Source organism: Vibrio sp. D431a (genome assembly GCF_030248655.1).
GTDB classification, from domain to species: Bacteria; Pseudomonadota; Gammaproteobacteria; order Enterobacterales; family Vibrionaceae; genus Vibrio; species Vibrio alginolyticus.
Genome location: NZ_JAHGAP010000002.1, coordinates 303,332 through 329,473 on the forward strand (window position 1 = coordinate 303,332; position 26,142 = coordinate 329,473).

General features: G+C 46.0%; 29 protein-coding genes. 13 read left to right on the forward strand and 16 right to left on the reverse strand.

The window, feature by feature from the left end:
* Positions 1–174: 174 nt before the first annotated feature.
* The 9 genes from KJB35_RS03580 to KJB35_RS03620 all read right to left on the reverse strand — a co-directional run bounded on the left by KJB35_RS03580 (position 175) and on the right by KJB35_RS03620 (position 10,486).
* Entirely contained in the window at positions 175–1,323 is a 1,149-nt protein-coding gene (locus KJB35_RS03580; RefSeq protein ID WP_137283008.1) for an AI-2E family transporter, read from the reverse strand.
* Positions 1,316–2,002, reverse strand: a complete 687-nt coding sequence (locus tag KJB35_RS03585; RefSeq protein WP_017634413.1) for a potassium channel family protein — start codon at positions 2,000–2,002, stop codon at positions 1,316–1,318. The genes KJB35_RS03580 and KJB35_RS03585 overlap by 8 nt, the downstream gene beginning before the upstream one ends.
* A gap of 16 nt (positions 2,003–2,018) precedes the next feature.
* The gene (locus KJB35_RS03590) at positions 2,019–2,909 is read right to left on the reverse strand and encodes an HlyD family secretion protein (protein WP_047102391.1); all 891 of its coding nucleotides are present in this window, start codon (positions 2,907–2,909) and stop codon (positions 2,019–2,021) included.
* A 12-nt stretch (positions 2,910–2,921) separates the two neighbouring features.
* The gene (locus KJB35_RS03595; protein WP_005374946.1) at positions 2,922–3,125 is read right to left on the reverse strand and encodes a DUF1656 domain-containing protein; all 204 of its coding nucleotides are present in this window, start codon (positions 3,123–3,125) and stop codon (positions 2,922–2,924) included.
* Complete coding sequence (locus tag KJB35_RS03600) at positions 3,125–4,768, reverse strand: TolC family protein (RefSeq protein WP_238842830.1); 1,644 nt, start codon at positions 4,766–4,768, stop codon at positions 3,125–3,127. Before KJB35_RS03600 ends, KJB35_RS03595 begins: the two co-directional genes overlap by 1 nt.
* A gap of 10 nt (positions 4,769–4,778) precedes the next feature.
* Complete coding sequence (locus tag KJB35_RS03605) at positions 4,779–6,953, reverse strand: FUSC family protein (protein WP_161440751.1); 2,175 nt, start codon at positions 6,951–6,953, stop codon at positions 4,779–4,781.
* Between the two features lie 388 nt (positions 6,954–7,341).
* Positions 7,342–8,211: a DMT family transporter gene (locus KJB35_RS03610; protein ID WP_238842831.1), complete on the reverse strand. Its 870-nt coding sequence runs from the start codon at positions 8,209–8,211 to the stop codon at positions 7,342–7,344.
* Positions 8,212–8,352: 141 nt separating this feature from the next.
* Entirely contained in the window at positions 8,353–9,321 is a 969-nt protein-coding gene (gene yidZ / locus KJB35_RS03615; RefSeq protein WP_238842833.1) for an HTH-type transcriptional regulator YidZ, read from the reverse strand.
* Positions 9,296–10,486 (reverse strand): MFS transporter, encoded by a 1,191-nt coding sequence (locus tag KJB35_RS03620; protein ID WP_213907555.1) that lies wholly within the window; start codon positions 10,484–10,486, stop codon positions 9,296–9,298. Before KJB35_RS03620 ends, yidZ begins: the two co-directional genes overlap by 26 nt.
* Before the next feature lie 132 nt (positions 10,487–10,618).
* Here KJB35_RS03620 and KJB35_RS03625 point away from each other — a divergent pair, with 132 nt between their 5' ends.
* Complete coding sequence (locus KJB35_RS03625) at positions 10,619–11,089, forward strand: GNAT family N-acetyltransferase (protein WP_054579371.1); 471 nt, start codon at positions 10,619–10,621, stop codon at positions 11,087–11,089.
* A gap of 24 nt (positions 11,090–11,113) precedes the next feature.
* Positions 11,114–11,572 carry a GNAT family N-acetyltransferase gene (locus KJB35_RS03630; RefSeq protein WP_005386911.1) on the forward strand — a complete coding sequence of 153 codons (459 nt, stop codon included), beginning with the start codon at positions 11,114–11,116 and terminating at the stop codon, positions 11,570–11,572.
* A 34-nt stretch (positions 11,573–11,606) separates the two neighbouring features.
* Here the strand turns inward: KJB35_RS03630 and KJB35_RS03635 are convergent, their stop codons facing one another.
* Positions 11,607–12,119, reverse strand: coding sequence for a DUF2799 domain-containing protein (locus KJB35_RS03635; RefSeq protein ID WP_005374970.1), 513 nt, complete (start codon positions 12,117–12,119; stop codon positions 11,607–11,609).
* Positions 12,120–12,378: 259 nt separating this feature from the next.
* On the opposite strand from KJB35_RS03635, the gene KJB35_RS03640 reads away from it, so the two are divergent.
* The 5 genes from KJB35_RS03640 to KJB35_RS03660 all read left to right on the forward strand — a co-directional run bounded on the left by KJB35_RS03640 (position 12,379) and on the right by KJB35_RS03660 (position 16,493).
* A complete protein-coding gene (locus tag KJB35_RS03640) occupies positions 12,379–13,089 on the forward strand; it encodes a response regulator (protein WP_053307945.1) in 711 nt (236 codons plus the stop codon).
* A complete protein-coding gene (creC, locus tag KJB35_RS03645; RefSeq protein WP_104980176.1) occupies positions 13,089–14,531 on the forward strand; it encodes a two-component system sensor histidine kinase CreC in 1,443 nt (480 codons plus the stop codon). Before KJB35_RS03640 ends, creC begins: the two co-directional genes overlap by 1 nt.
* 75 nt (positions 14,532–14,606) lie before the next feature.
* Positions 14,607–15,947 (forward strand): cell envelope integrity protein CreD, encoded by a 1,341-nt coding sequence (creD, locus tag KJB35_RS03650; protein ID WP_213907556.1) that lies wholly within the window; start codon positions 14,607–14,609, stop codon positions 15,945–15,947.
* Positions 15,934–16,362 (forward strand): DUF2809 domain-containing protein, encoded by a 429-nt coding sequence (locus KJB35_RS03655; protein ID WP_065275495.1) that lies wholly within the window; start codon positions 15,934–15,936, stop codon positions 16,360–16,362. The genes creD and KJB35_RS03655 overlap by 14 nt, the downstream gene beginning before the upstream one ends.
* Positions 16,359–16,493, forward strand: a complete 135-nt coding sequence (locus KJB35_RS03660) for a hypothetical protein (protein ID WP_258644613.1) — start codon at positions 16,359–16,361, stop codon at positions 16,491–16,493. Before KJB35_RS03655 ends, KJB35_RS03660 begins: the two co-directional genes overlap by 4 nt.
* A 109-nt stretch (positions 16,494–16,602) precedes the next feature.
* Here the strand turns inward: KJB35_RS03660 and KJB35_RS03665 are convergent, their stop codons facing one another.
* Positions 16,603–17,277 carry a fructose-6-phosphate aldolase gene (locus KJB35_RS03665; protein ID WP_031778878.1) on the reverse strand — a complete coding sequence of 225 codons (675 nt, stop codon included), beginning with the start codon at positions 17,275–17,277 and terminating at the stop codon, positions 16,603–16,605.
* Positions 17,278–17,531: 254 nt separating this feature from the next.
* Here KJB35_RS03665 and KJB35_RS03670 point away from each other — a divergent pair, with 254 nt between their 5' ends.
* On the forward strand, positions 17,532–18,473 hold the full coding sequence (locus tag KJB35_RS03670) for a glycyl-radical enzyme activating protein (RefSeq protein WP_182016675.1): 942 nt from the start codon (positions 17,532–17,534) through the stop codon (positions 18,471–18,473).
* 2 nt (positions 18,474–18,475) lie between these two features.
* Complete coding sequence (locus tag KJB35_RS03675) at positions 18,476–20,914, forward strand: formate C-acetyltransferase/glycerol dehydratase family glycyl radical enzyme (protein ID WP_213907557.1); 2,439 nt, start codon at positions 18,476–18,478, stop codon at positions 20,912–20,914.
* 84 nt (positions 20,915–20,998) lie between these two features.
* On the opposite strand, the gene KJB35_RS03680 is transcribed toward KJB35_RS03675, so the two are convergent.
* Entirely contained in the window at positions 20,999–21,544 is a 546-nt protein-coding gene (locus tag KJB35_RS03680; RefSeq protein ID WP_025768600.1) for a TetR/AcrR family transcriptional regulator, read from the reverse strand.
* A 98-nt stretch (positions 21,545–21,642) separates the two neighbouring features.
* On the opposite strand from KJB35_RS03680, the gene KJB35_RS03685 reads away from it, so the two are divergent.
* From KJB35_RS03685 to KJB35_RS03700, 4 genes are all read left to right on the forward strand, one after another.
* The gene (locus tag KJB35_RS03685) at positions 21,643–22,116 is read left to right on the forward strand and encodes an HPP family protein (RefSeq protein ID WP_064354938.1); all 474 of its coding nucleotides are present in this window, start codon (positions 21,643–21,645) and stop codon (positions 22,114–22,116) included.
* 138 nt (positions 22,117–22,254) lie between these two features.
* Complete coding sequence (locus KJB35_RS03690; protein WP_005374999.1) at positions 22,255–22,470, forward strand: TIGR02450 family Trp-rich protein; 216 nt, start codon at positions 22,255–22,257, stop codon at positions 22,468–22,470.
* Between the two features lie 112 nt (positions 22,471–22,582).
* Positions 22,583–22,960, forward strand: a complete 378-nt coding sequence (locus KJB35_RS03695) for a PH domain-containing protein (protein WP_005386881.1) — start codon at positions 22,583–22,585, stop codon at positions 22,958–22,960.
* Between the two features lie 10 nt (positions 22,961–22,970).
* Positions 22,971–23,189: a DUF6500 family protein gene (locus tag KJB35_RS03700; protein ID WP_017634431.1), complete on the forward strand. Its 219-nt coding sequence runs from the start codon at positions 22,971–22,973 to the stop codon at positions 23,187–23,189.
* Here the strand turns inward: KJB35_RS03700 and KJB35_RS03705 are convergent.
* The 4 genes from KJB35_RS03705 to KJB35_RS03720 form a co-directional block, all read right to left on the reverse strand.
* Positions 23,186–23,473 (reverse strand): hypothetical protein, encoded by a 288-nt coding sequence (locus KJB35_RS03705; protein ID WP_005375002.1) that lies wholly within the window; start codon positions 23,471–23,473, stop codon positions 23,186–23,188. The two genes, KJB35_RS03700 and KJB35_RS03705, sit on opposite strands and share 4 nt — an antisense overlap.
* Before the next feature lie 77 nt (positions 23,474–23,550).
* Positions 23,551–24,546: a flagellar motor protein MotB gene (locus tag KJB35_RS03710; RefSeq protein WP_005375003.1), complete on the reverse strand. Its 996-nt coding sequence runs from the start codon at positions 24,544–24,546 to the stop codon at positions 23,551–23,553.
* Entirely contained in the window at positions 24,546–25,403 is an 858-nt protein-coding gene (motA, locus tag KJB35_RS03715; protein WP_005375006.1) for a flagellar motor stator protein MotA, read from the reverse strand. Before motA ends, KJB35_RS03710 begins: the two co-directional genes overlap by 1 nt.
* A 10-nt stretch (positions 25,404–25,413) precedes the next feature.
* Positions 25,414–26,142, reverse strand: a complete 729-nt coding sequence (locus KJB35_RS03720; RefSeq protein WP_005375008.1) for a FliA/WhiG family RNA polymerase sigma factor — start codon at positions 26,140–26,142, stop codon at positions 25,414–25,416.

Below are 26,142 nucleotides of genomic sequence, written 5' to 3' on the forward strand. Positions count from 1 at the left end.
GTTCATTGCCCGATTGCAACTCCCAAGTGTAATAAGTATGAAAATTTAACAAGAACGTCATTTTTATCGCATTTATTACGACGAAACTGTGATCCAAATAGAATCAAACCGCTGAAATGCAGCGGTTTGATATCATAACTTATAGATTAAATTTATTTTTAACTTATTGATTTATTAAATGCCAGCACCGTGTCCAGGCTCTGATTGGTCATTAGAAGCGCCTTGTTGTTCTGCCATTTCTTCTTGCTGTTGTGCTTTCTCAATGCTCAACCACCAAACAAATAACTCATACCAAATTGCTAGGATAACGGCACCTAAGAACAGACCAACGATGCCGTAGAAAAGCATACCACCGATGGCACCGAGCAGAATCACAGGCATTGGCACGTCGACGCCACGTCCCATTAACATTGGTTTGAACAGGTTTTCAGAAAGAGCCGCAACTACGACCCAAACAGTAAACATGGTTGCTGTTGAGGTGTCTTGGGTCATGTACATGAAGCCAATCACAGGTAGCACTGCGAGCAACGCCGGGAGCTGAGCGATACATAAAATCATTAGAAGCAGTGTGAGTAAACCTGCTGCCGGAACGCCAAATACGAAGAAACCAGCACCGATCAACAGTGCTTGAATTGCCGCTACACCGACTACGCCAAGCAGTACGCTTTTAATTGTCGCAGCGATAAGCGTGGTCCAGCTTTTTGCGTTTTCACCAGCGGTTCGAATCGCGATGGTTCTTAAGCCTGATGCTGCAGATTCAGAGTACGTCATGAAACCTGCTGCAATCGCAAGTGACAAGATTGAAAGCAGTAAACTTCCCAATACGCCCCCCAGTGTACCCAGTAAAGATGTGAGTCCTGCCTTTATTTGTGGCATAAAGGTTTGAATAGCTTGTTCAAGATTAGTAGCGAATAGGGTCCACACTTCGTAGAGCTTATCACCCACGATAGGCCAATCCGCTACGGAAGGTTTTGGCCCTGGTATTTTCACTTGTCCATTTTGTAGTACTTCAAGCGCATGCGTTGCACCATCCACAATGGAGCCTGATACCATAACAAGTGGCGTGACAAGGAGGGCAATACCAAGTAAAGCAATGGTTGTGGCTGCCAAGCCTCTACGACCACCATATACACGCTGCAATTTTTGGGTAAGCGGCATTAAAGCGACGGCTATAATAGCGCCCCAAATAACCGGAAGGATGAAGGGTTTGATGATGTCGTACGTAAACATCAGCAAGACAAAGATCAAGCCAATGCGTATTGCCGATTCCACCATATTACTGATGAAAAGCTTACTGTCGATTTTTACCGATTGTTTATCCATTTTTGTTTACCTGATGATCAATGTTAGAACTGACGAGACTTGAAACAACAATCGCCATATAAAAAACACCTGTGATGGCCTCTAAATACACCACGACTTGAGCCAGTGGTGTTAGAGGACTAATGTCGCCATAACCGAGCGTGGTTAAGGTAACGAAACTGAAATACGCTGCATTGGAGAAGTTCTGCCCCCAAGAAATCGCTTCCATACCGGTAAAGGCTTCAGGCGAAAACTCAAGCAGAATGAGGTAGGCAATCGCCCACATCAGACCAAGCAGCAAGAAAAGCGCTACCGAGCCAATGACTTTGTTGCTGTTGACATGGCCGGTGAAAAGAATCTGTCTTGCGATGGATTTAAAAGTGCCGAAAAAGAACGCAAAGGTGAGGGCAAGCATCACCACATTCATCTCTCTGATGTCGAAAACGGTCTTGATCACAATCACAAGAACCCAAACACCAAACAGGCTGTAGAGGAAACGAGACCAGGTTTTGTCAAAGCGAAGGCTCGCAAAACAGACGATAAACGTCAGAACCGTGAAAGCCTGAAGTATGTGTTCAATCGTCCCTTCACCTACTACTTGTGCCATCGCACTCCCTAGCAACAAAATCACTAGCGCTAAGGTTAGATAGAAGAAGTTGTTTTCTTCATTAATGTTTTTGAGGTTTTTACCAATGACCATGGCTCTTCTCACTTAGTTATTGTTCACTGTCTGCGGATGACTCTTTCATCACCATGATGGACGCAGAAAGCCCGAATCGAAGATCAACATCTTCAGGAAGTTCTTGTAGGGAGATTCGCACCGGAATACGTTGTGCTAAGCGAATCCACTGAAAAACAGGGTTTACGTTTGGAAGAAGGTTGTAGCCGACCGTGCCGTCTTTGGGCGCAATACCCCAACCAATCGAGTCAACCGTCGCGTCAATTGGCGTGTCTGGGTGAGACATCAAAGTGACACGCGCTTGGCTGCCAGGTTCGATTTGCGCAAGTTGGTTTTCACGGAAGAAACCAAATACCCAAAAGCTGTTTTTGTCGATCAGTGCGAGCAGTGGTTGGTTTGCGACCGCTTGCGTACCGTTTCTAATATCGAGGTTAGATACAAAACCATCGACGGTCGCATAAACTTTGGTAAAGCTGAGGTTAAGGCGTGCTGATTTTAGTTGTTCTTCTGCAGATTTGATTTGCAGTAGCGATTCTTCGTAAGCGATTTCACGACGAATCAGATCCTTATGAGAAACTGCGCCACGGTCTTTGGCACGAATGTCTTTTAAGCGGTCATATTCGATTTTTTTACCGCGAGAGCTAACAATGGAGCGCTCCAGTGCTACTTCGGCTTGAGATAACGCAACCTGGTAAGTCGCAGGGTCGATTTCAAACAGTAAATCCCCCGTTTTTACTTCTTGGTTGTCTTGCACCGCGACATTTACAATTGGGCCTGATACGCGAGGAGCCACTTTGATGACGTTAGCACGCACTTGCCCATCTCGTGTCCATGGGTTATTAAAGTATTCCTCAAACTTTTGATAGCCGAGCCAAGCTGCGCCACCAAGAATGACAAGATTGAGTGCGATTACGAATAGTTTTTTCATCTTGTTTGGCACCTAAAATTGAATATAAAAGCTGTCGATGGCCACCACATAACCGACCATGATGGCAATAAACGTCAGAGACGGAAAAGCGATGAAGCGAGACAAACGTGTCTTGTTCAATATCATCACCGTTATCCACGTGGCCGTGACGGCGAGAAAGAGCACGAGTAGCGTAGGAGAAAAGTAAACGTCTCCCCAAGAGAGTTCATGAGGCATTACCGATCCTCCGTTTTGTTTTCATCACTGGTCTCAGCCGGAGTTTCGAGTCGCAAAGGCGGCAATACGCGGTTTTCTTCATTTAAATAACTTCCCCAGTCAGTGCGCTCTGTCATCTGCGTGGCAATCGATTCACTGATGAAAGGTTTGCCTGTTTGGGTTTGCCAGCCTCCACCGAGGGCTTTGTAGAGCGCGACAACTTGGTTCGCAACATTACCTTTGATCGTTGCGTAGCTGTCTTCTGCACGGGTCATTTTTTCTACCGAGTTAAGCAGACGTTCGAATGAAATTTGTCCGTTTTCGTACTGTGTCATGGATATGTTGAACGCACGAATGGAAGAGTTGACCGATTGCAAGCGTAAATCTTTTTGCTGCAAATACAGGTCATATGCTTCGATTGCATTGGTGACTTCATTAACGGCTTGCAGTACCTTTTTGTTGTAGTTCGTCAGCGTTTCTTGGAAGCGAGCATCTTCGAAACGAATGTTATTTTTCACGCGTCCGTATTGGAAAATGTTCCAACTGAACGTTGGGCCAACCACCATGGTGAGCGAATCGCTAAAACTGAAACTGCTGCCATCGGGAACCGTACTGTCGATACCGATGGAACCGAACAACGAAAAGCTTGGGTACAGAGCGGTTTCTGCCACGCCAATCTGCGCACTTTGCGCGCGAGCTTGCATCTCAGAGACTTGCAAATCCGGACGTCGCATCACTAAGTTAGCATCCACTTGCGTATCCAAAAGCGGTGGACGTGGCACAATGGAACGCTCGTCGGTGCCCGATAGCGCCGATTTTCTGCCCGTCGCTTTGAACTGGGCTTCGTACTCAGCGATTTGCTTGTGCATCCCATCCGACTGTAGCAGTCGATCTACTTCTTCTGGTAACAGACCCAGTAGCAAAGCCAACACAGTACGTGATTGCTTCATTGCCACTTCGAGGCTCGGTAACGCTGCTTTGGTGGTGTAGAGTTGGTTTTTAGCTTGTTGAACGTCCAATTCTGTAACGTTGCCAGAGTCGAACTGCACCTGAGTAATACGTACGACACGCTCTTGAATCTCGATATTGCGGCGAGACAGCAAAATACGTTCTTGGAATGTGCGATAGTTGATGTAATTGCGCGCCACTTCGGCGGTTATGGTGACCATGATGTCGTGATACGATGCGATGGATGCGTAGTAACCCGCTTCTGCCGACTCAATACCGCGAGCATACTTGCCCCAAACATCCATTTCCCAAGCAGCATCAAACGACAAAGTGGCGTTATTCACGCCCTGATCATTTACGTAGGCACGCGCTAGGTTTCCTGACACGCTTTGAACTTGTGGGTATTGCAAGCCAGTCGAAATACCAAGCAATGAACGTGCTTGGACAATTCGTAGCCCTGCGGCTTCTAAATCGAGGTTTTGTTTGCTCGCCAACTCAACTAGCTGATTAAGAGTTGAGTCATTAAATTGCTGCCACCATTGTTGTAGCTGTTGCTCTGATTGCTGCGTATCTTTGGCTGCTTTTTGCACCGACCAGTCACTTGGCAGTGGCGCCTGCTTTGGATGAACATAATCTGGTCCTACCGTGGTACACGCACTGAGTCCGAGCAAAGAAAGTATGGCGAGGCTTGGTTTGGTTAGTTTTGGAAGCATCATATCCCCACCTTTAAAAACGCTTCTGTTGTAAGTTCACCCAATCGATATCCTCGTAGGTTTGCTTGCAATGCTTGATTGCTTCGAACACGTTCCGTTTTAAATTCAGCAAGATATAAAAACCGGCTATCTCTGAATAAGCGTAGTCAGATAAATCCAACTCACTAAAAAAATCTTCCAGTTTATCTTCGAATGTTTGGTAATCCTGACTGTATTGGTCGAATACGGAGTCGAGTTCTTGTGTTGCTTGATGGCTGGCTAAAGCGCCTGCCATCAAAGGAATGATGGAATCGCGGTGTTGTTGACGAAGCTGAGTAATCAGCGGATTGGCCATCAACTTTTTCTCGGCGGCCATTAAGATGTTGATGTGATTACTGAGTACATCACACGCTTTGCTAAACGCGCCAATCGCTTCTGGCGTGGTTTTATCAAAGTGTTTGTGGTTGATTTTCGAACCCCAGACTTTGAGCTTTTTCGATGAGACATTGAGCGTCACCAAGTGCAAGGCCCGTTTGAGCGGCGTAATAACCGAGCTGGACTGCTGTTGATAGGTAGTGAACAGCTCTCGGGTATGTCGGAAGTAGCGTTCTTTTATGGTCAAAAAGAGGTGTTCTGGTCGTGAGCTAAACGGGAAGTAGTGCGCGAAAATAATCATGAACACCACCATGTAGAACAACAGCATGATCGTCATGAGGATCCCGAAGTGATAAAACATGTTGTTGTCTAAACCAAGAACAAACAAGCCAATCATATAGAAAATCGTCACTGGCCCGTTAAACAGATAAAAGCCGATAAAGGTGTAGATAAAGATGAACAGGCCAAGTTCTAACCCGAGATCCAATTGCGGAAGAATGAAGACGTAAGAAGGCACCGCGAACAAGAAGCCGAAAGTGAACAGCACAAGCAACAAAATTGGGTGCACAGGCACGAACGACAGCAAAGACATAAACATGGTCGAGAAGACCACGAATGAATAGCCGCCTGGTGGATTGAAATAAATCCAAATCAGTCCAGCAACCCAATAAGTGACAAAGGTTTTGACCGCGGTTTTAAAGTTTTCTGCGTCCCACCATAGAAACTTGCCTTTCGGTTTCGGCAGTGGCACGTCAAAGGAGACATTGTTCGTCACAGAGTCAATACAGCTAATGCTCTCCGCTAAACGCGACAAGTTTTGATGCATCAGTTCCAATAGGTGACCAAGCGTAAGCGCAGAGCCTTTCTCTAGGTGAGCTGCGTCTTCAAGCAACGCTTGGTTGTATTTGACTTTGAGTTCCTGGGCACGATAAGCGGGTTCTTTTTCGTCCCAGACTTGTTGGCAGGTATCAAATAGCGCGTCAATTTCCGCCACGGCTTGATCAAAGTTGCTGATGCTTTCACGGTCTTGCTGGTGGCTAAAGTGGCTGTGCGCCGCGACGGTCAATTGTTGCGTTACCTGCTTGTTCAAATGAACTGCCAAGCGCCACTCTTTCATGTAGGCCGACACGTCACTGCATTCCACACTGACCGTGGCAAAACGCTGTTCGAGCGCATTTTGAGCGGCAAACATCTGTTCGATGAGAGTGTCCACGCTAGGTTGTGGCTCTTCCGCTTCTGGATTTTCTTCTCCGCCTTCTTGAGGAGAGATTTGCCCTGCCGATTTTTGCTCGAAATTTTGCAAGATAGCGGTGAACAACGCGCGTTGTGCTTGGTTGAGTTGTTCGATGGGCTGTCTTAGGTTTTGTTCTGTTTTGGTCGGGAATAAGAAAGTTCCCACGAGTGTGTAAACCACCACCCCAAACACCGTCATATAGGCGCGGTCAACGCCATAAAGGAACGCACCTTCTGCGTCACCGCCATTGGACATCATCAACGTCATCACACCGGTCAGCATGAGTAGCGTAGGATCTTTTTGATAGGCATTACGGAAGTAAAAAATGAATGAGACCACAACCGACACGCTCAGCATGTACAGCAAGCGATCTTGAGCAAACAACCCCACCAGTAACAAGCCAACCACGGCACCAACCAATGTACCTAACACGCGTAAGGTACCTTTGGCGAGGGATTCACGACGACTGCCTGTGGATGCAATCAGCATCACTGTGGTTGCGGCCGTCGATGCTTGCGGCCAACCCATGGCAAACGGGATCAGATAAGCCAGAGTTAGGCTAAGCGATACTTTAATAGCGAATTTTATTTTGTCGTTCATAGTGTCAAAGTTTGCTCAGGCTTATCGTTATAAGTTGATGAATTTCTTATATGAATAATCAGAATCTTGTTCTGAATAAATTCGGGGGGCGGAATATAGCGGGTGAAAAAGTGTGCTTTGTAAACCCTTTGTCAAAACAAAAAGTGCGTATTTGGCTTGATCTCGTGCTAGCCCTTGGCGTTATTGGTGAAACGCCTAAAACGAGCAAATTCGCGATCTGTGATGATTCTCACTTTTGAAACAAAATCGCTGCATTGTGTGAGCCAATTCTCACCTTATATTCTTCGCCTGGTACCAAAGCAGACCACTTGTACCATCTGCAATGAGCTTTACTGCTTTAAAAAGCATAGATGATGAATGGGTATTTGAGAGGGAAAGTTATTACTTTTTATCGGCTTGCCGATTGTTCGTTTGTTTTTTTGGATCGAGATAAAAAAACCAAAGCGATCCCACCAAGAATGATGCCGCTGGTTAAAAGAGTATGCAGTGAAAGAGGCTCGTGGAGTACGATGCTGCCGAGTAGTAAAGCAATGGCTGGCACGGAAAGTTGGCTGACGGCGGCTTGAAGTAAAGAGAGCTTACGTACGACTTGGTACCAAAGTGTATAACCAAGGCCAGAGGCAATGGCACCAGATGCGATAGCGAGCAACACTCCGCTCAAAGAAAGGTGGATTGAGGACAAGATTAATGGCGAAAGGAGCACGCCAATTATTGATGCTGCGATGAATCCCCACGTGATTCCACTACTTGGAGAAGGCGCTTGTTTACCGAGCGCAGTAAACGCAGCCCAACAAACGCCAGAAATCAACATGAGAAGTGCAGAGCTAATATCGGGGCGCGTGGCAGATGGCAACATCAACCAAACAAATCCAACAATTGAAAGGCCGATACCGATGATTTCGAGAAACTGAAAGCGCTCACCTTGCCACCAATAGATTGCCAGTAACGTAAGTTGCACGGCACCAAACAAAAGCAAAGCACCTGTTCCTGTCGCCAGTTGTAAGTACGCGAAAGAGAAAAGGGCAGCGTAACCAAATAACGCCACGCCAGCAAAAAAGCGAAAGCGAGACATTGGCCGATCGGTTTTCCACTGACCTCTCACGACAAGCAATGCGATTAAGATAACAGCGCCAGATATCAATCGAACGAGAGTGAAGCTTCCTGCATCAATTAACCCTTCGGCCAATGCAAGTCGGCACAATAATGAATTGGCAGCGAACGCCAGCATTGCAATGGCAGTGAGTAAAAAGGTCGACATCCTTGATCCTTAGCGTGTAAATGAACAGCTAGTGTAGATCCAAAAGAACATTTTTATTAGTTGATAAAGTGATTAGTTATAGCTATCAGAGCAAGAAAGTCATTAAAAATAACCAGAGAAAACCTGACCTTAGCCTGAGTCTTACTGTGGTTGGGAAGGTTGTTTGTACAATGACTTAATGGTGTTTTTCAACCATAGCAATTTGGGATTGTACGCATTGCGTTTATGCCAAATCATGGTAAATGGAATCAGTAACTTGTCTTGTTGAGCTTGGTCTAATGGAATTGGCAAGCACACCAAATCGAGATGCATCTTTTCTGTGTAACTTTTGCAATAGTGCGGCGCGGTGGTGATCATGTCATGCGTCGGCTGCGCTGCCATAAAAAGGGATTGCTCAAAGTTGGACATCGTCAGCCCGATAGAGCGCTGTAGCCCTAGTTCCGTTAATACTTCATCCAACGCCCAAGTTTCACTTTTTTCCCAAACAATATTGATGTGTTGGTAGCTCAGAAAGGTCTCGAGATTCCACTCTTGCTGTAATGCCGGATGATCTTTATGTAAATACACCATCGGCAGGTCATAAAATAGAATCTCAAAATCCAAGAAATACGGCAGAAGATCCAACGACTCTTTCGATCTCGGGTGACTCTCTCGGCCGGTAAAACCGATATCCGCCTCTCCTCGAATGATGGCGTCGAGTGAATCGTAATCCCAGTTACTGGTTTTTACTTTCGCTTCAGGGTATCGCTGGTGGATAGCGACGATGAGTCTGTCCAGCACTGTGAGCACTAATGGCGACTCAATCGTGATATCAAAACGCACTCCTTTAGGCGTAATATCGCTGCGTTTTTCTGCAATTTGGCTGCCAATTTGCAGCCATTCTGCGAGATCTTGCTCCATGCTTTGTGCCAAAGGCGTTGGCGCAAGACCTTTAGGTGTTTTGACAAACAAAGGATCATCGAACCAATGACGAAGTTTGTTGAGCGACTTACTTACGGTAGAGGGCGTAACGTTCAGCTTTTTCGAGGCTTTCGAGACGCTTTGCTCTTGCAGCAATAATTGCAGAGTGAACAGTAAGTTTAAATCAAGTCGCGCTAGGGATTTCTTCATAATGGGTATCGTGAACAGGCTTTGGAATCAATAGTATTAGAGCAAGGCTGATTACGCTACCTAACACTAAGATAAACACCAACATATTCAGTGCACTAACGCCGATGAAACCTATAAACCAAATATAGAACGCGGAACTACAAACTTGAGCAATGCCCAGTAGTGAGCTCGCCACGCCAGCTTGTTGAGAGAATGGGCTGAGCGCTTGGCTCATGGCCACGCCAAAGCCACAAGCGAAGCCAGCGCAAATCAGCCCAAGTCCGAACACATAGTAAAAAGGTTGTCCATCATGGAAATGGGCAGCACTGAGCACGATGCCTGCACACGCGAGCAATACTTGAGAGGTCATCAATAAGGTTCGCTGCTTAAAAATCCCCAATGCCAATGGCGCCGAGAACGAAATCAACATACTGATCGTCGCAGTCCCAGCCATGATGGAAGAATAGCCACCGCGATCAAAACCAAGCATGCTCATCACGACAATTGGTGAAGCGTTAACAAAGGTCAGAATGGTGGTCACTCCAAGTGCAGTAATGATCAGCCTACTGATAAAAAATCGTTCGAAGAAAGTCTCTTGATGGCTCTCTGGCGCTGTCTGCTCTTCACCTTGTTGGCTGGGTAGTGATTCCTTGAGAACAAAAATGGCCAATACACTGACGAGAATGCCCATTCCTGCCATTGTGGTAAACAAACTCGGCCAAGGAAATTTCAGCATAATCAAGTGACCAATCACGGGTGCGATCACTGGAATGATACAGGTGATGCCATTGAGCATCGACAATACTCTCGCGCGGCGTTCATCGTCTAACGTGTCGCGTAAAATCGCGAACGCAACGACATAGCAAGATCCAGCACCGATGCCTTGGCAAAAGCGAGCAATCAAGAAAGTGTTTGGTTGCTCGGCCATCCCGCCGAGAAAAGATGCGAGCACGAAGATCATCGCGCCGACGACGGCAACGGGCTTTCGTCCCACAGAGTCTGCAATTTTTCCCGCGAATAACATCGTGGTAGCCATGCCAGCTAAATAGATCGAAAACGCAATATGCAACTGAGATTCACTGGCGTTGAGATCTGACGCAATTTGAGGCAAACCAACAAGATACAAATCAATGGCAGTAGGGTAGAGTAAGACGAGTGCAAAACTGCAAAGTAAAAAACGGGACATGGAAACCTCTCTATCGAATGGCGAGGATAATAGAGTGCTAAACGTTTGCCTGCGAGTGGGAAATACGACACCAGGTATTTCTATTTACGACATACCCTGTATGAATTGAGCATAAAAACAACAAGGAAGATTATGATTACCATTGAAAAGTATTCGCCTGAGCGACATGAACAAACTTGCGAACTTAGCGTGCTAGAAGAGCAATCGCAGTTTACGGTCGCGGATGTGGGTGAAATGCTTACGCGTCTTGAACCTACAGAGCTTCCGCATCTGATTCTGGCGGACGATGACGTGGTTGGCTTTTTTCTATTTGATGCAGCTTACAGCGAGAAATACGATTTTTGCCCGAAAAACAGTTTAGGCGTGCGTGCTTTGCTGGTGGATCATCGTCATCAAGGCAAAGGCATCGCCAAGCGAGCCATTCAACAGTTTGCCAATTTCGCCAAACGCCATTATCCCGAGTTTGATGCGCTTTATCTCACTGTGAATTGCCGCAACATACCTGCTTATCAGTGCTATTTAAAATCAGGGTTTGAAGATACCAATGAGCTTTACCACGGCGGCCCCGTTGGACCGCAACACATTATGAGACAGCCGCTTTAGCTAGGAAAAACCAAGGATGGAAAGATGAGGATTGAAATCGACAATTTAGAACGGCCGCAAGTGATAGCGCTGTTGGAAGGACATTTACAGGACATGTACGCCACGTCACCACCAGAAAGCGTGCATGCGTTAGATTTAGATAAGCTCAAAGCGCCAGAAGTGACATTTTGGACCGGATGGAAAGGTGAGCAACTGCTTGGGTGTGCGGCGATTAAAGAGTTGGATGACCAACACGCGGAGCTGAAATCCATGCGCACCACGCCTACGGCAAGAAACCAAGGTGTGGCATCTCAATTATTGATTCATGTGATTGAGCAAGCGAAGCAAAAAGGTTTGCAGCGCTTGAGTTTAGAAACGGGCTCGATGGAGTTTTTTAAACCAGCGCGCCTGTTGTATGAAAAGCATGGCTTTGTGTACTGCGAGCCGTTCGGGGATTACGAACTCGATCCGAACAGTCAATTCATGACCCTAGAACTGAGCTAGGGCCATGAATTTTTAGAAGCTAAATCCAATCGATTTAGAAATTCAGATTCAAGTTGATGGTTGGCGACAAGAGGCTTGAACGCTCGTCAGCCAATCGCTTTCTCTTCTCTTTCAGTCTCTTGGCATTATCTTTGTCTGGATTGCCATCAAGCTGATTATCGATGACCGAGATTTCAGTATCGATTTGTTGGATGCGTTGCTGGCGTTGATATTCTTGATGACCTAACTGGTAGTTCTCAATAAACTCTTTGCTGCTGCATACACCGTAATATTCTTTGCCTTCGATACCGACAGTGTACCCATTGTCTGGTGAGCAATATTGGATAGTGCCTTTATCAAAGCCTTCTTTCCATTTCGCTCGGTCGGGTGTCACACCCGCTTCACCACAGTCTTCGGTATAGCTATTGATAATGTTTGGATCGTTGCCGTCTCGGCCATCTTGATAACCTACGTTGTACCAGTTTGCCGTTTTGCACTCATCCGGAGACATGCTGGCGCAACCTGAGAGCAAAGTCAGTAAAGCCAGGGGGATTAGCGCTCTTTTCATCAGTGACTGTCCTTTAAATAAAATCGAATTGATAACTTGAGTTTAAAATGAACACTGTTCATATCAATGGTTGAAATCATTGTATTCACAATTGTGGTGACTCATTAATCTAAGTGATAAATTTATTATGCTGAATAGAAGTGTGTTTGATTAGTATTATCCACGAACTGCGCCTTTGCTGCATCAATCCACTAGCCTTGGCCCCAAATTAAGTGATAATACCAACATAAAGATAAACACCGTCAATGAGGCTAAGACATTGAGCGAACAACCCACCGTCCTTATTATCGAGGATGAATCTGCTATCGCAGAGAACCTGATTCATGTATTAGAGATGGATGGCTACCACGCAGAGTGGTTTACAACAGCAGGAGAGGGCTTAGCTTTTTTGCAGCACAACTCCGCAGCGTTACTTGTCTTAGACGTAGGCTTACCGGATGGCAATGGTTTTGAATTATGCAAAACCATCCGTGAGTTTTCTGATATTCCCATAATCTTTCTCACCGCAAGAAGCGATGAAATTGATCGCGTAGTCGGTTTGGAAATTGGCGCGGATGATTACGTGACTAAGCCATTTAGCCCGCGCGAAATGTTGGCTCGCATTAAACTTCGAATCAAAGCTAAAGCGCCAATGATGGAGGACAAACCAGAGCCTGTAGCTGTTCCAGAACAACCTCATTTGAACCATGATTTAGTTGCGCAGAACTTCGACTACGGTGTTGGCGGGCAAATGCTTGGGTTAACTGCGGTCGAATTTAAGATTCTCGATAAACTGATTTCTGTCTCTTCCAATGTATTGAGCCGAGAGCAACTTATGGTCGCTGCTGACATGGCGCCGGAAGCTGCGTACGAGCGCAATATTGATACCCACATCAAAGCCATTCGCCATAAGTTGAAGCCGTTTGAGATGTCTGAACGCATCTGTACCAAGCGTGGCTTTGGTTACTTTTACTGCATTAAAGGTGAATGATGAATCGCTGGCCGAAGATCCCTCTTGGACTCAGACTGTTTTTTCTCTACTTCATCTTAGTCGGAATGACGGCTTACATGGTGAGCAAAACGGTCGTCCAAGAACTTAAGCCAACCGTGCGTCAAACCACCGAAGAGACGCTGGTGGATATGGCGAACTTGCTTGCAGTATTGGCAGAAGAAGATGTTGCGAACGGAAAGTTGTCTGAAAGTCGCTTCTCCAAACTACTAGCGGCTTATGGGCAGCGAGAGCCTCAAGCGCGCATTTGGGAAATTGGCAAAAAAGCGATTAACCATCGAATTTACATTACCGATAAACAAGGCATTGTGATTGCGGATTCTTGGCAGCAAGACGTAGGCAAAGACTACTCGCAATGGAACGATGTATATCTCACGTTGCGTGGTCAATACGGCGCGCGCAGTACCATCGAAGACCCGAAAGATCCGCTCTCAACCGTTATGCACGTGGCTGCGCCCATTTACCACAAAGGTGAAATCATTGGCAGCGTGACGGTGGCAAAATCCAATCGCTCAGTACAACCCTTCATCGATCTTTCTAAACGCAATGTGCTGTTTTGGATGGTGTGGATGAGTGGTTTAGTGCTATTGGCAGGGGCATTGTTTGCTTGGCGAATTCACTCAGCACTGAACAAGCTAGAAGACTACGCGACCAAAATGGGTGAAGGTGAAAAGGTCTCTAAGCCGACATTTCGTATCTTTTATGAGTACGGCACGCTAAGCGACGCATTAGAGAAGATGCGCAATCAACTCGATGGTAAACAATATGTGGAAGAGTACGTACAGACGCTGACTCATGAGCTGAAAAGCCCGTTATCAGCGATTAAAGGCGCGAGTGAAATATTGCAAATGCCGTTGCCTGCAGAAAAGGTCACGCGCTTTGCTGGCAACATTGAGCGAGAAAGCGACCGCATGCAGTCATTGATTGATAAGTTGCTCGAACTGGCTCGTCTTGAAAAGCGCCCCGAGCTAGAGCAAGTCGAAGCTATCTCGCTAAAACAAATGGTCAATGAAGTGGTTGAATCGGCGGATGCGCGCTTGAGTGCAAAGTCGGTGATTGCCAACATCCAAATTGATGACCATCTCGCCGTGCTTGGTGATGCCTTCTTACTGAAACAAGCCGTTTTTAACTTGATGGACAATGCGCTGGATTTTGTTGATTCGGAGGGATGCATTGAATGGAAAGCTGAGGTCGCGAAAGAGAAAATGTGCCTGTCGATTTTCAATTCAGGTCCTCACATTCCCGACTACGCGATGTCGCGTTTGACGGAACGCTTCTACTCCCTCGCTCGGGAAAATGGCGTTAAGAGCACTGGGCTCGGGCTGAATTTTGTTGAGCAAGTGATCAAGCTGCACAAAGGTCAGTTACAAGTCGAAAACGTCGATTCTGGCGTGAAAGTGACCCTGATTTTACCAACTCCATAGAAACTCCACATTAGCTCCATTCGTTCTCCAAATTGCTGATTTAGATTACTTCCATCAGCAAATGGAGAATGAAACATGAAAAAGATCCTCAATAACCAACTCGGCACGAAGTTCGCCTTCGTGCTGTTTTTGTTTGTCTTACTGCAAATCCCGCTTTCAATGGTCACAGGGCTGATCTCAGAACGCTCATATCGCCAAGATGAAGTCAGAAACGACATCGCACGCAGTAGCAGCGGCGAGCAGCGCATCATTGGTCCATTCATCATGGTTAACTACACCGAAACCAGTTACCGAGATGACAAAGTACAGATTAAAGAGCGTCGTAAATTTCTTTTACCTAGCACTTTTGATATGAGCGCGAATCTGGACAGTTTTGAAAAGTACCGAGGCATTTACCGTGCGCGTTTATACAAAGCACAAGTGGCACTGAAAGGCGCTTTTGATGCAGACGATCTCGCGGCGTTGCATGGGCTTGATATTGACAACATGAGCCTAGTGGTTGGCATTGAAGACAGCCGCGGATTAATTCGTTTGGATGACATGACCATGGCGAGTGCTAACATCGAAGTCGCACCGGGAACGGGGTTAGACCAGTTACCACAAGGCTTCCACAGTACTCTGACACTTGCAGACCTAAACGCAGAACAACCTTTGGCATTCGATCTTAACTTCTTGTTGCAAGGGATGGGGCAGCTTCAAGTCACACCAATCGGCAGTCAAACAACGGTTGAGCTCTCTTCAAAATGGGCGCATCCAAGCTTTATCGGTGATTACTTACCGGTGTCGTCAGAGGTATCTGAAGATGGATTTAATGCACAGTGGGCGAGCAACAACTTCTCAACCAATATCGCGCAGCTGTTCCAAAGCTGTTTGTCATCGAATCACGCTTGTCACGAGCTTGAACAGCGACAAATGGGCGTAGATTTGATTGACCCCGTGGACCACTATTTGAAGTCTCACCGAGCTGTGAACTATTCACTGTTGGTTATCACATTAGTGTTTGCGAGTTTCTTCTTACTGGAGCTGTTCCAAGCGCGTCCGGTTCACCCAGTGCAATACGGCTTTATTGGTCTGGCTTTAGCACTTTTCTATCTGTTGCTGATTTCGATGAGTGAACACCTCGGCTTTAACTGGGCATATGTGGTGTCGGCAGTTGCATCGACCTGGCTTTTAAGTGTGTACGTGAGCGGTATGTTGAGCAACACCAAACACGGCGCGATATTTGGAGCGTGTTTGCTCACTCTTTACGGATTACTGTTTGGCTTGCTACAAGCAGAAAGCTACGCATTGGTCATGGGGACATTACTGTGTTTCGCGATTTTGAGCTTCACTATGGTCATTACACGAAACATCGACTGGTACGCACGAAATAAGAAAGCGGAAGAAAGTGCAAAGGCGAATCATGAAGATGTTTAAACGAGCAATTCTCACTGAGCAGCCAAGCGATATGGTGGAAGAAACGTGTGCTATCCACCTGCGATTATCTGCAAAAAATGGACTGAAAAGCTTGGTGTGTTTTATCGCATTGGTCGTTATTGCGCTCTATGTTCGAGACAGCTTTATTCGTCCGACATTTGGTGATGTTCTGGTTGTGGTTTGGCTCTACTACTTTCTTGCAAGCTTGTTCTCCATGCCCGTTAACTGGATGGTTTCACTGGTGGTGTTGATTGCGTTTGCCGTCGAGTTGGGGCAATTGCTTCAGGTCGCAGCTTGGCTTGGTATCGAATCTTCATCGCCTCTGGCTGTAATTTTGGGCGCCACATTTGATTGGAAAGATCTGCTGGCTTACTGCATCGGAGGTCTACTGTGTTGGTGGATGGAAAAGAAATGAAAACCGAGATGAAAGCCATTGCGCTACCAAACCGATTCCGCCATTCCAAACGAGGTATTCGTAAGAGGTTCAAAATCAGTTTACTCAAGCGCGTGTACCTTTGGTCACTGACCAATAGAGAACTGCTGTAAACCTCACCTCTTTATATGAAATACAAAAGGGAACCTTAAACTCACCGGCGCACAGGGTGAGTTAAGATTCCCTTTATTATTCATTGAAAGGTCTAGCTGTTACTTTTAATTAGCTTTCAAATGAAAGTTTCTCGCCGAACGTCTCTTTCCAGTCTTTATCGAACTGCTCAACCGCCGGTTTTACTGCTGGGTGAGTGAACATTTGTGCTGCCACATCGGTCGGTAATGTGATGGCTTCTATACCCAGTTTCATCACTTCCATCGCTTGTTGAGTGTTCTTGAAACTGGCTGCCAAAATCTTCGCTGGTAGTTGGTTTTGATCGAGCAACAATTGAAGATCCGCGACCACTTCAACACCGTTGCCGTTCATCGCATCAATGCGGTTTACGTAAGGTGCTAGGTAGTCTGCACCGCACAGTGCCGCAAGGAAACCCTGTTGAGCTGAATAGATAGCGGTAGCAAGAACCTGAATTCCCTCTTTTTTCATTAGCTTAATTGCCGCTAAGCCGGTTTCTGTTGCTGGCACTTTTACCACCATATCGTAAGGCAATTCATTCAATTGGCGTGCTTCTGCCACCATGCCTTCGACGGTTGAACTCACGACTTGAGCGTGAAAGCGAGGTGTCCCGCCAAGTGCTTCTTGCATGCCTGCTAGGGTTTCATTCAGTCCCTGTTTTGACTTCGCCAAAATGCTTGGGTTTGTCGTCACGCCTTTTAGCGGTAGGCACTGGTTAAAGCGTTTTACTTCTGCCACATCAGCAGTATCTAAATAAAGTTCAATCATGGTTTCTACCTTAAACAAAATCTTCGTTTTGATGATGGGATCACTATAGATCTGACAATCGAACGAGATCTTGATTTTGATCAATTGAAATTTCATTTGAAACTATAATAATTTCATTAAATGAAAGTTAAGTGAAACTTGTAAACGCTCAAATGAAGCTTTCAGTTCGAACAAAGAAAAGCCGCTGATAAGACTTGACCAGTAAGAAACGGATTAAGTACACAGCGGTAGCACAGACCAAGAGGCAAGCAGAGATGTATTTCAATATCCAACGATTCTCTACCCATGATGGCGATGGCATTCGTTCCATTCTTTTTCTTAAAGGATGCAGCTTGTCTTGCCCTTGGTGTCAAAACCCAGAAAGCCGCAGCGAAAAGCATTCACTGTTGTTTGATCAGCGAAGCTGTATGGAAGGTTGCCAGCTGTGCGTTTCTGCTTATCAAGCCACAACTCTAACCACGGAGGGTAGTGAAACGATGGGTGATGGTATTCAACGTATCGACAACCAGATCATCATCAATCGCAAAGCCATCAAAGAAGACCAATTGATCGCGCTGCGAGACGTCTGTCCTACGCAAGCACTGACTGTCTGCGGTGAAGAGGCGAAATCAGACATGTTGTTCGACACCTTAATGAAGGACAAACCTTTCTACGACCAAAGCCAAGGTGGCGTGACTTTCTCCGGTGGTGAGCCACTCATGCAAGCCGATTTGGTAGCAGAACTCGCGCAGCGTCTGCACGACAACCAAGTCTCTACCGCTATTGAATCGTGCATGCATGTGCCGTGGAAGAACGTCGAAAAAGCCGCGCCGCATATCGATTGTTGGTTGGCAGATTTAAAACACACCGATGAAGAAAAGTTTCTTAGTTGGGCGAAAGGTTCACTAAAACGCATCAAAGACAATTTCCGAAAACTGGCACCTATCGCGAAACGCATTGTGATTCGCGTTCCCGTTGTGCCGGGGTTCAATGACACCATCGAAGAGTTGAAAGACATCATCGATTTTGCGGCTTCACTAGAGAGCTGCCAAGAACTTCACTTGCTGCCGTACCACACGCTCGGCATCAATAAATACCGTTTGCTCGATATGCCTTACGAGTGTTCTGACAAGCCATTAAACAAAACAGAACTGCTAGAAAGCGCCATGCAATACGCAAGCGAAAACACCCAACTTAACGTGATTGTAAGAGGTTAACTATGGACCTGAATTACCTTCCTGAGCGTATCAAAGCGCACAAATCGGCACTGGTAAATATCGTAACGCCACCTGTCTGTACCGAGCGCGCAGAGGCATACACTCGTGCTTATCAAGCAAACGAAGACAAACCTGTTATTGTTCAACGTGCGCTAGCACTGCAAGAGCACTTACGCACTCGTACTATTTGGATTAAACACGATGAGCTAATCGTCGGTAACCAAGCGAGCAAAGTACGCGCTGCGCCTATTTTCCCAGAATACACAGTGCGTTGGATTGAAGCGGAAATTGATGAGCTAGCTGACCGTCCTGGTGCAGGCTTTGCTGTTACTGAAGAAGATAAGCAAAGCATCCACAGCATCACACCGTATTGGCGCGGTAAAACCGTTCAAGACCGTTGTTATGGTTTGTTTACTGATGAACAGCAAGAAATCTTAGCCAGCACCATCATTAAAGCCGAAGGCAACATGACTTCGGGTGACGCGCACCTTGCGGTGGATAACGAGAAAATCTTGAAGCTAGGCATGAACGGTTTGCTAGAGGATGTTCGTCAGCACCGTGCTAACAATGATGTTTCGACCTTTGAAGGCTTGAAGAAAGAGCAGTTCTACAAATCAGTCGAAATCGTACTGCTTGCCACTCAAGATCACATGGTGAGCTACGCTGAATTAGCAGCAAAAATGGCGTTAGAAGAGACGCGCCCCCTGCGCAAAGCTGAATTAGAAAGCATTGCTGCAAACTGTTGTCATGTAGCAAGCCACGCACCAGAAAACTTCTGGCAAGCACTGCAATTGAGCTACTTTGTTCAGTTGATGCTACAAATCGAATCGAATGGTCACTCGGTTTCTTTCGGTCGTATGGACCAATTCCTAAACGAATTTTATGTTCGCGATATCGAAAACGGCGCGATTGAAAAAGACTTTGCACTAGAGCTTTTACAAAGCTGCTGGTTGAAGTTGCTTGAAGTAAACAAGATTCGCTCTGGTGCACACTCAAAAGCATCGGCAGGTTCTCCGCTGTATCAAAACGTGTGTATCGGCGGTCAGAAGTTGAATGAAAAGGGTGAGCCTGAAGATGCAGTGAATCCACTTTCTTGGGCGATTCTGGAATCTTGTGGTCAGTTACGTTCGACGCAACCTAACTTGAGTGTGCGTTACCATGAAGGTTTAAACCAAGAGTTCTTAATGGGCTGTATTGAAGTGATTAAATGCGGCTTCGGTATGCCAGCGTTCAACAACGATGAGATTGTTATTCCTGAATTCATCAAGCTTGGTGTAGAGAAAGAAGACGCTTACAACTACGCATCTATCGGCTGTATCGAGACCGCAGTTCCGGGCAAATGGGGTTACCGTTGTACGGGCATGAGCTTCATTAACTTCGCTCGTATCTTGCTAGCTTCATTGAACGAAGGTGTGGATGCAACAACGGGTAAAGCTTTCTTGCCACACGATAAGTCATTAGCAAAAGGTAACTTTGAGAACTTTGAGCAAGTGACAGCTTCTTGGGCAGAGCAAATCCGCTACTACACCCGTAAATCGATTGAGATTGATACGGTAGTGGACAGCGTGCTTGAACAGCAGGCACAAGACATCTTCTGTTCAACGCTAGTGGATGACTGTTTGGCTCGCGGTAAAACCGTGAAAGAAGGCGGCGCGAAATACGATTGGGTATCTGGTTTGCAAGTCGGTATCGCAAACTTGGGTAACAGCCTAGCTGCCATCAAGCACCTTGTTTTCGATGACGCGCAAATCACCCAGCCCCTTATCTCACAACAACAGCTAGCAAAAGCATTGGCTGAAGATTTCGACGGCATGGAGAACGAACAGCTTCGCCAACGTCTTATCAACTTTGCACCAAAATACGGTAACGATGATGACGCAGTAGACCAACTACTGGCAGACGCTTACCAAGTGTACATTGATGAGCTAGAACAGTTCGTTAATACGCGTCATGGGCGTGGTCCAATTGGCGGCGGTTACTACGCAGGTACATCAAGTATCTCGGCAAACGTCCCATTTGGTGCTTCAACCATGGCGACGCCAGACGGTCGTAAAGCGAAAACACCACTGGCAGAAGGTGCAAGCCCGTCATCTGGCTCAGACCGTTTAGGTCCAACAGCGGTATACAACTCGGTTGGTAAGATTCAAGCGAATAAGATCCTTGGTGGCGTGCTGCTTAACCAGAAGTTGAGCCCGGCAGCGGTTGAGTCTGAAGGGGACAAGCTCAAGCTTTCTATGTTGATTCGCACCTTCTTCAACCACCACAAAGGCTGGCACGTGCAGTACAACATCGTCTCTCGCGAGACCTTGCTAGCTGCGAAGAAGAACCCTGAACAATATCGTGATCTTGTTGTGCGAGTTGCAGGCTACTCAGCCTTCTTCACCGCGCTATCACCAGATGCTCAAGACGACATCATCGCACGTACCGAGCACGAGCTATAAGTACACTGACTAACTGAAACAAAAGGCACCGATTGGTGCCTTTGGTTTGCATACTTAATCCGCAAATGACTATACCTGAACGCATTAAAGCTTGTGCAAAATGGTCACGCATTTCTTCGTGATGTTGTCGTACTCTTTCGTCATGTAAGCGGTAGTGATCGCGCCCTCTTTCATGATGCAAATGGCATCGAGTAATGCAGCGTTGTCTGATTTGAGATAGTGATGAATTAGCTCTCTGACTTGCTGCTTATGGTAGCGGCAATACGTTGCGATCTCGCCACTGTCGTCACTGAATTCCGCGGACGTATTGATGAAAAAGCAACCGCGAAACTCGCCCAACTTTTCTTCAGAGCCATGAAACCAGCCGTTGAGTGCTGTAAATAACTGATCGATCACCTCCGCGCACGTTTGTGCTGAAGAAAGCTTTTCCTCCAACCATTCCATAAATACTTGGTGGCGTTGTTCTAATGCGGCGATGATAAGCGCTTCTTTGCTCTCAAAATGGTTATATAGCGTGCGTTTAGCCACGCCGGAAACATTGAGGACTTCATTGATGCCAATAGAGTTGATGCCTTGTTTATAAAACAGTGACAAAGCTGTGTCGATCAATAACTGTTTCTTTTTGTTCATAACTACGTCCTCAAAAAGTTCCATAAACACATATTGACAAAGGTAGACAGATTTATCTATTTTATTTTGTAGACAATTCGGTCTACTTTGAGGTGTTTATGAATAATTTAATTTTATCGTTGGTTGCCGGGCTTGGCGCTACGTTGGCTATTGGCGTATTGTCCTACGCTGAGGTATCACTGACGGAGGTTGTACTCCTGATGGCACCATTTGGTGCTACCGCAGTACTGGTGTTTGGGGTGCCTAGCAGCCCTCTCGCTCAACCAAAAAACGTGATCATTGGTCACTTCATTACGGCATCTATCGGTATTGCGTTTAGCCAGTATGTTGACGTCACGCCGGTCACGCTCGCGATTGCGACGGGGCTAGGTGTGTCTGCGATGCTGATTACGAAGACCACTCATCCACCTGCGGGGGCAAATCCAATTTTGATCATGGCGTCTGGGCAGGGATGGAGTTTTCTCTTCACGCCTGTCCTGATTGGCGCGGTAGTGATTGTTCTGGTCGGTAAAGGGTTACAGTTGCTACAAAATCAGTACCTAAACCCTCGACTGAATGGTCAGAAGACCTAGTCGGATTGTAGTTAGAGCCGCGAAAGGGAGTGATCTCTTTTGCGGTTTTATCTTTTGTCGGTTTGCAAAAACTAAATCTGATTCTCTCTTGGTATTCAGTCGTATACATCAACATGGTAGTTAAATTGGTACAATGCGATGAACAGAATCCACCCTAAGAAACTATTGCACAGTAAATGGACGGCAATTTCACCTAAAAACAAAGAGAAGCATTTTGTCGTGACAGAAATGGAACTAGATGAAGATGGTAACGTTGTGAGATGTGTCATCGAGGCAGTCATGAGTAAACGCGACCGAGAGATGAACTGGCAAGACCTAAAAGACTCTGAGCAATGGATGCAAGGGTGGAAGTGAGTGACGCTTTGTTGTTGGGCGAATCAAGCAGAAACGTGCGTTGCGAGTAGGCAAAAGTGGTGCTATCTGATACGTTGATAATTCGTTCTAACGCCCACTCAAAGGATTAATTATGATTGATTTCGACAATTCCTCTGTATTTAAGCTTAAGCCGATTGACGTTTCTAATGCCAGAGAAGACTTCCTTAAGTTCTTGATTGATGGTGAGACTATTTTCGCTGCTTTTAAAACAGTTCGTGACCAAGTGGTGTTTACGAACAAGCGAGTGATAGCGGCAAATGTGCAAGGGATTACCGGCTCAAAAGTGGATTACACTTCTTTGCCTTACAGTAAGATCAATGCATTTTCTATCGAGACCTCTGGTACTTTTGATTTGGATTGTGAAATCGAGTTCTTCATGAGTGAGGTGGGAAGAGTGCGTTTTGAAATTAAAGGCTCGTTTGATTTGATTTCTTTCAACCGTATGGTTAGTGAGTATGTACTAGGTTAAGGGATTAGAAATGAGAGCTTCGCTGAGAGACAAAATTATAGAGGTCTGTGACAAAAAGATCGCGAGTAAAGGTGAATTGGTTGGTCTCTCATTTTATGCGTTTTTCGCTAATAAAAATGACGACCCAGAGCTGTTGATGGAAGCGGCTACGTGGTGGATTCAGACTCATCAGCTCGACCACTTCGAAAAAGCAGTAAAAATAAAATCAATGGTCGAGTCGGGGAGCTAAATTAAAAAAAAGAAGTAAAGAAAGCAGACAAATGCTAATAACGTTGCGGATAAAACAGGGTAGATAATGTAAGAGTCCTGCTTGTTGGTTCGTTGAAAACATAGCGAAACAAGTAAGACGTTATAAACTACAAGTAACAAGCTGATCATGGTTCCGCTGTTTAGTGTCATACTTGATAGCTGAGTTAAGAAAAACGCCAATAAAAGGTAATCGAAGACAATGAGCCATAAAAAGGCTTTCTTTAGTAAGTCGCTTTTTCTTTTTTCGGATGATGTTATGTGCATATAGAACTCAACTAAAAAGTCACAGTAACAGAGGCTTTGGTTAGAGAGGTCACCAAAAGAGTGGTGACCTTTTAAGATTATAATTCTTGAATTTTTACTTCGCTGGTGGCGGTATCGCCGGAGTAATTGATGACTTCTTGACGAATGACTGGTTGGTTGAATTCAGCCTTATCTTTCGCTTTTTGCAGTTCGCTTTCTTGGTGGTTGCCAAAAAGGGTCTCAAGCACTTTAGCGGCAGGAGTCGTTAAAACAAACAGCTCAATACGACGGTTTTCGCTAGAATCTGGCTCATCAGGATTAAGCAGCGCTCTATCTGACATACCCGTTACCTGCATTACTCTATCATCCGGCATACCGCCTTCAACTAACGTATTTCTTGCTACGTCTGCTCGAGAGGCTGATAACGCCCAGTTAGATTGACGACCAAAACGCTTTTTAAATGGAATTGCATCTGTGTGTCCGCTGATGATCAGAGGGTTGTTAACACGATGAAATACAGGTGCTAGTGCGAGCAGTAAATCTTCAAAAAAAGGAGTAAGTTCTGCACCACCACGGCTGAACATGTGCTGTTTGTAATCATCTTGAAGGACGATACGCAAACCTTGTGGTGTCACCGTGACGTTTACATTTCCCTGCGCATTAATTTGGGCAGTCATTTGCTCAATTACTTTCGCTAGTGCGGCAAGTTGCTCTTGAGTATCGAAGTTACCAGGAATCAAAGAATCAATTTCTGGTCCATCCCCATCACCTTTGAAGTAGGAGCTTACCACATGGTTGGAGTTGTGTTTACTTGGCACAGAAGAGTCCTGTGCCAAGTCGATAGGAGAAATACTTTGTGACGTATCAAATGGGTTGCCGTAACTCTTGTCGAATACGCTTGAACTATGCAAGTGGGCAACAATCGCTTTACGCTCTTCTTTGTCTACCACCTGCATAACCCAAAGTACAAGAAACAGCGCCATTAGGGCGATCATGAAGTCAGCAAACGCGACTTTCCACGCGCCGCCATGAGACGACTCATCATGGCTGTATACTTTGGCACGTTTGAACACTACATGCTCTTGTTTTTGCATTATCCCTCCTGTTCAGCTAACCACTTCTCCATTTGGTTGAATGTTGGTTTGATGTCTAGCTGAATATGTTTACGACCAGCGTCAATGGCGAGCAATGTCGGCTTTTTCGCTACGTAGGCAACCAAGGTTGCACGAACGCACTCAAAAGCAGTCATATTACGTTTTACTCGCTGAGCCATGGCGTTACTTAGTGGATCTAAGCCACAGTAACAACCGAAAATACCAATGAATGTACCAACGAGAGCTGCCGCAACGTGATAACCAATCATAGCGATTGAGCCATCAATAGCTTGCATGGTGATAATGATGCCACCAACTGCTGCAAGAATACCGAAGCCAGGTAGTGCTTCTGCTGTACGCTGTAGTGAGCGTGAAGGTAAAAGCATTTCGTTCTGTATTGCTTCGATTTCTTGCTCTAGCAGTCCCTCTAATTCATGAGGCGACATCTGTCCCATTGCCATTAAACGTAAATTGTCAGTAATGAAAGAAATTAGGCGATGATCTTCTGCGATCGTCGGGTAAGCGAGGAACATAGAGCTTTGCTCCGGAGCCTCAATATGAGAATCCAGAAACTTGTATCCGCGGTTTCTCGCTGTCTCTAGCAAGTTGTTGAGTAGTGCCATTAATTCCATGTAGTACTCATGCTCTTCTGTTGGACCTTTAATGGTCGCTGGCACTTGGCGACGCATTTCTTTCAGTACATGAGGCGGATTACCGATGATCAGAGAACCAGCAGCGGCGCCAATAATGATAAGGAATTCGGCTGGCTGCCAGATAGCACCTAAGCTACCACCGGCCCACATATATCCACCGAAGACGCACACCAGGATAGTGAGCACTCCAAAAAACTTTTGCATCTTGTGACTCCTAAGAGGACATTAATTGGTTGAGTTGTTTCAGCGCTTGTTTGTGAAGCTGACATATACGAGGTGGTGTCAGATCCAATACCAGAGCTATTTCGTGTAAGTTGAGTTCATGTTGATAGAACAGAGTCAGGAGCAGTTGATCACGCTTAGGTAACTTACCCAAAGCACTGTCTAAACTACGACGAATATGTTCATGTTCCATGCCATCGTATTGTCCGCCAATGTAGCTATCACCGCTGCTCTCCATCAGTTGATCAAGGCTTTGCATCTCGCCTGCGAGAGCGGCATTTTGACGGTTGTAATAATCTTGCTCATTCGTCCCTAAAGCCTGGATGATTTCGGCATCCGTTGGCATTCGACCTAACGTTCGAGTGAGATCTCGAGTCACGTCGTTGAGCTCGTGGGCTTGTTGACGAGTCTTACGTGAACGCCAATCTAGTCGGCGTAATTCGTCTAAAATAGCTCCCCGAACTCGACAAACGGCGAAAGCAGGAAAGTGAGGATCGTCAACATCGCCATATCGGCGTCCAGCCTCGACTAGAGCGATAAGGCCTATCTGCTGCATATCTTCAATACTACAGTGAGAAGTGGCATGAACGCGCAGCTGGTTAACTACGCGTTTTACCATGACCTGATGACGTTGTAGCAATGCGTTTTCATCAATTGGTCGTGACGGTGTTGTCACTTCCTCTTCTGTGGTGTAAGTGTCTTGTACATTCATGTCTAACAT

What these genes read in the sequence shown, in the direction of transcription:
- KJB35_RS03680 (WP_025768600.1), bottom strand. Translation starts at nt 21,544, where the DNA reads ATGAACAAAAAGAAACAGTTATTGATCGACACAGCTTTGTCACTGTTT.
- KJB35_RS03655 (WP_065275495.1), top strand. Translation starts at nt 15,934, where the DNA reads ATGAAGATGTTTAAACGAGCAATTCTCACTGAGCAGCCAAGCGATATG.
- KJB35_RS03625 (WP_054579371.1), top strand. Translation starts at nt 10,619, where the DNA reads ATGATTACCATTGAAAAGTATTCGCCTGAGCGACATGAACAAACTTGC.
- KJB35_RS03595 (WP_005374946.1), bottom strand. Translation starts at nt 3,125, where the DNA reads ATGCCTCATGAACTCTCTTGGGGAGACGTTTACTTTTCTCCTACGCTA.
- KJB35_RS03665 (WP_031778878.1), bottom strand. Translation starts at nt 17,277, where the DNA reads ATGATTGAACTTTATTTAGATACTGCTGATGTGGCAGAAGTAAAACGC.
- KJB35_RS03600 (WP_238842830.1), bottom strand. Translation starts at nt 4,768, where the DNA reads ATGATGCTTCCAAAACTAACCAAACCAAGCCTCGCCATACTTTCTTTG.
- creC (WP_104980176.1), top strand. Translation starts at nt 13,089, where the DNA reads ATGAATCGCTGGCCGAAGATCCCTCTTGGACTCAGACTGTTTTTTCTC.
- motA (WP_005375006.1), bottom strand. Translation starts at nt 25,403, where the DNA reads ATGCAAAAGTTTTTTGGAGTGCTCACTATCCTGGTGTGCGTCTTCGGT.
- KJB35_RS03720 (WP_005375008.1), bottom strand. Translation starts at nt 26,142, where the DNA reads ATGTTAGACATGAATGTACAAGACACTTACACCACAGAAGAGGAAGTG.
- KJB35_RS03590 (WP_047102391.1), bottom strand. Translation starts at nt 2,909, where the DNA reads ATGAAAAAACTATTCGTAATCGCACTCAATCTTGTCATTCTTGGTGGC.
- KJB35_RS03675 (WP_213907557.1), top strand. Translation starts at nt 18,476, where the DNA reads ATGGACCTGAATTACCTTCCTGAGCGTATCAAAGCGCACAAATCGGCA.
- KJB35_RS03610 (WP_238842831.1), bottom strand. Translation starts at nt 8,211, where the DNA reads ATGTCGACCTTTTTACTCACTGCCATTGCAATGCTGGCGTTCGCTGCC.
- KJB35_RS03660 (WP_258644613.1), top strand. Translation starts at nt 16,359, where the DNA reads ATGAAAACCGAGATGAAAGCCATTGCGCTACCAAACCGATTCCGCCAT.
- yidZ (WP_238842833.1), bottom strand. Translation starts at nt 9,321, where the DNA reads ATGAAGAAATCCCTAGCGCGACTTGATTTAAACTTACTGTTCACTCTG.
- KJB35_RS03630 (WP_005386911.1), top strand. Translation starts at nt 11,114, where the DNA reads ATGAGGATTGAAATCGACAATTTAGAACGGCCGCAAGTGATAGCGCTG.
- KJB35_RS03710 (WP_005375003.1), bottom strand. Translation starts at nt 24,546, where the DNA reads ATGCAAAAACAAGAGCATGTAGTGTTCAAACGTGCCAAAGTATACAGC.
- KJB35_RS03700 (WP_017634431.1), top strand. Translation starts at nt 22,971, where the DNA reads ATGAGAGCTTCGCTGAGAGACAAAATTATAGAGGTCTGTGACAAAAAG.
- KJB35_RS03690 (WP_005374999.1), top strand. Translation starts at nt 22,255, where the DNA reads ATGAACAGAATCCACCCTAAGAAACTATTGCACAGTAAATGGACGGCA.
- KJB35_RS03695 (WP_005386881.1), top strand. Translation starts at nt 22,583, where the DNA reads ATGATTGATTTCGACAATTCCTCTGTATTTAAGCTTAAGCCGATTGAC.
- KJB35_RS03580 (WP_137283008.1), bottom strand. Translation starts at nt 1,323, where the DNA reads ATGGATAAACAATCGGTAAAAATCGACAGTAAGCTTTTCATCAGTAAT.
- KJB35_RS03585 (WP_017634413.1), bottom strand. Translation starts at nt 2,002, where the DNA reads ATGGTCATTGGTAAAAACCTCAAAAACATTAATGAAGAAAACAACTTC.
- KJB35_RS03620 (WP_213907555.1), bottom strand. Translation starts at nt 10,486, where the DNA reads ATGTCCCGTTTTTTACTTTGCAGTTTTGCACTCGTCTTACTCTACCCT.
- KJB35_RS03685 (WP_064354938.1), top strand. Translation starts at nt 21,643, where the DNA reads ATGAATAATTTAATTTTATCGTTGGTTGCCGGGCTTGGCGCTACGTTG.
- KJB35_RS03670 (WP_182016675.1), top strand. Translation starts at nt 17,532, where the DNA reads ATGTATTTCAATATCCAACGATTCTCTACCCATGATGGCGATGGCATT.
- KJB35_RS03605 (WP_161440751.1), bottom strand. Translation starts at nt 6,953, where the DNA reads ATGAACGACAAAATAAAATTCGCTATTAAAGTATCGCTTAGCCTAACT.
- creD (WP_213907556.1), top strand. Translation starts at nt 14,607, where the DNA reads ATGAAAAAGATCCTCAATAACCAACTCGGCACGAAGTTCGCCTTCGTG.
- KJB35_RS03705 (WP_005375002.1), bottom strand. Translation starts at nt 23,473, where the DNA reads ATGCACATAACATCATCCGAAAAAAGAAAAAGCGACTTACTAAAGAAA.
- KJB35_RS03635 (WP_005374970.1), bottom strand. Translation starts at nt 12,119, where the DNA reads ATGAAAAGAGCGCTAATCCCCCTGGCTTTACTGACTTTGCTCTCAGGT.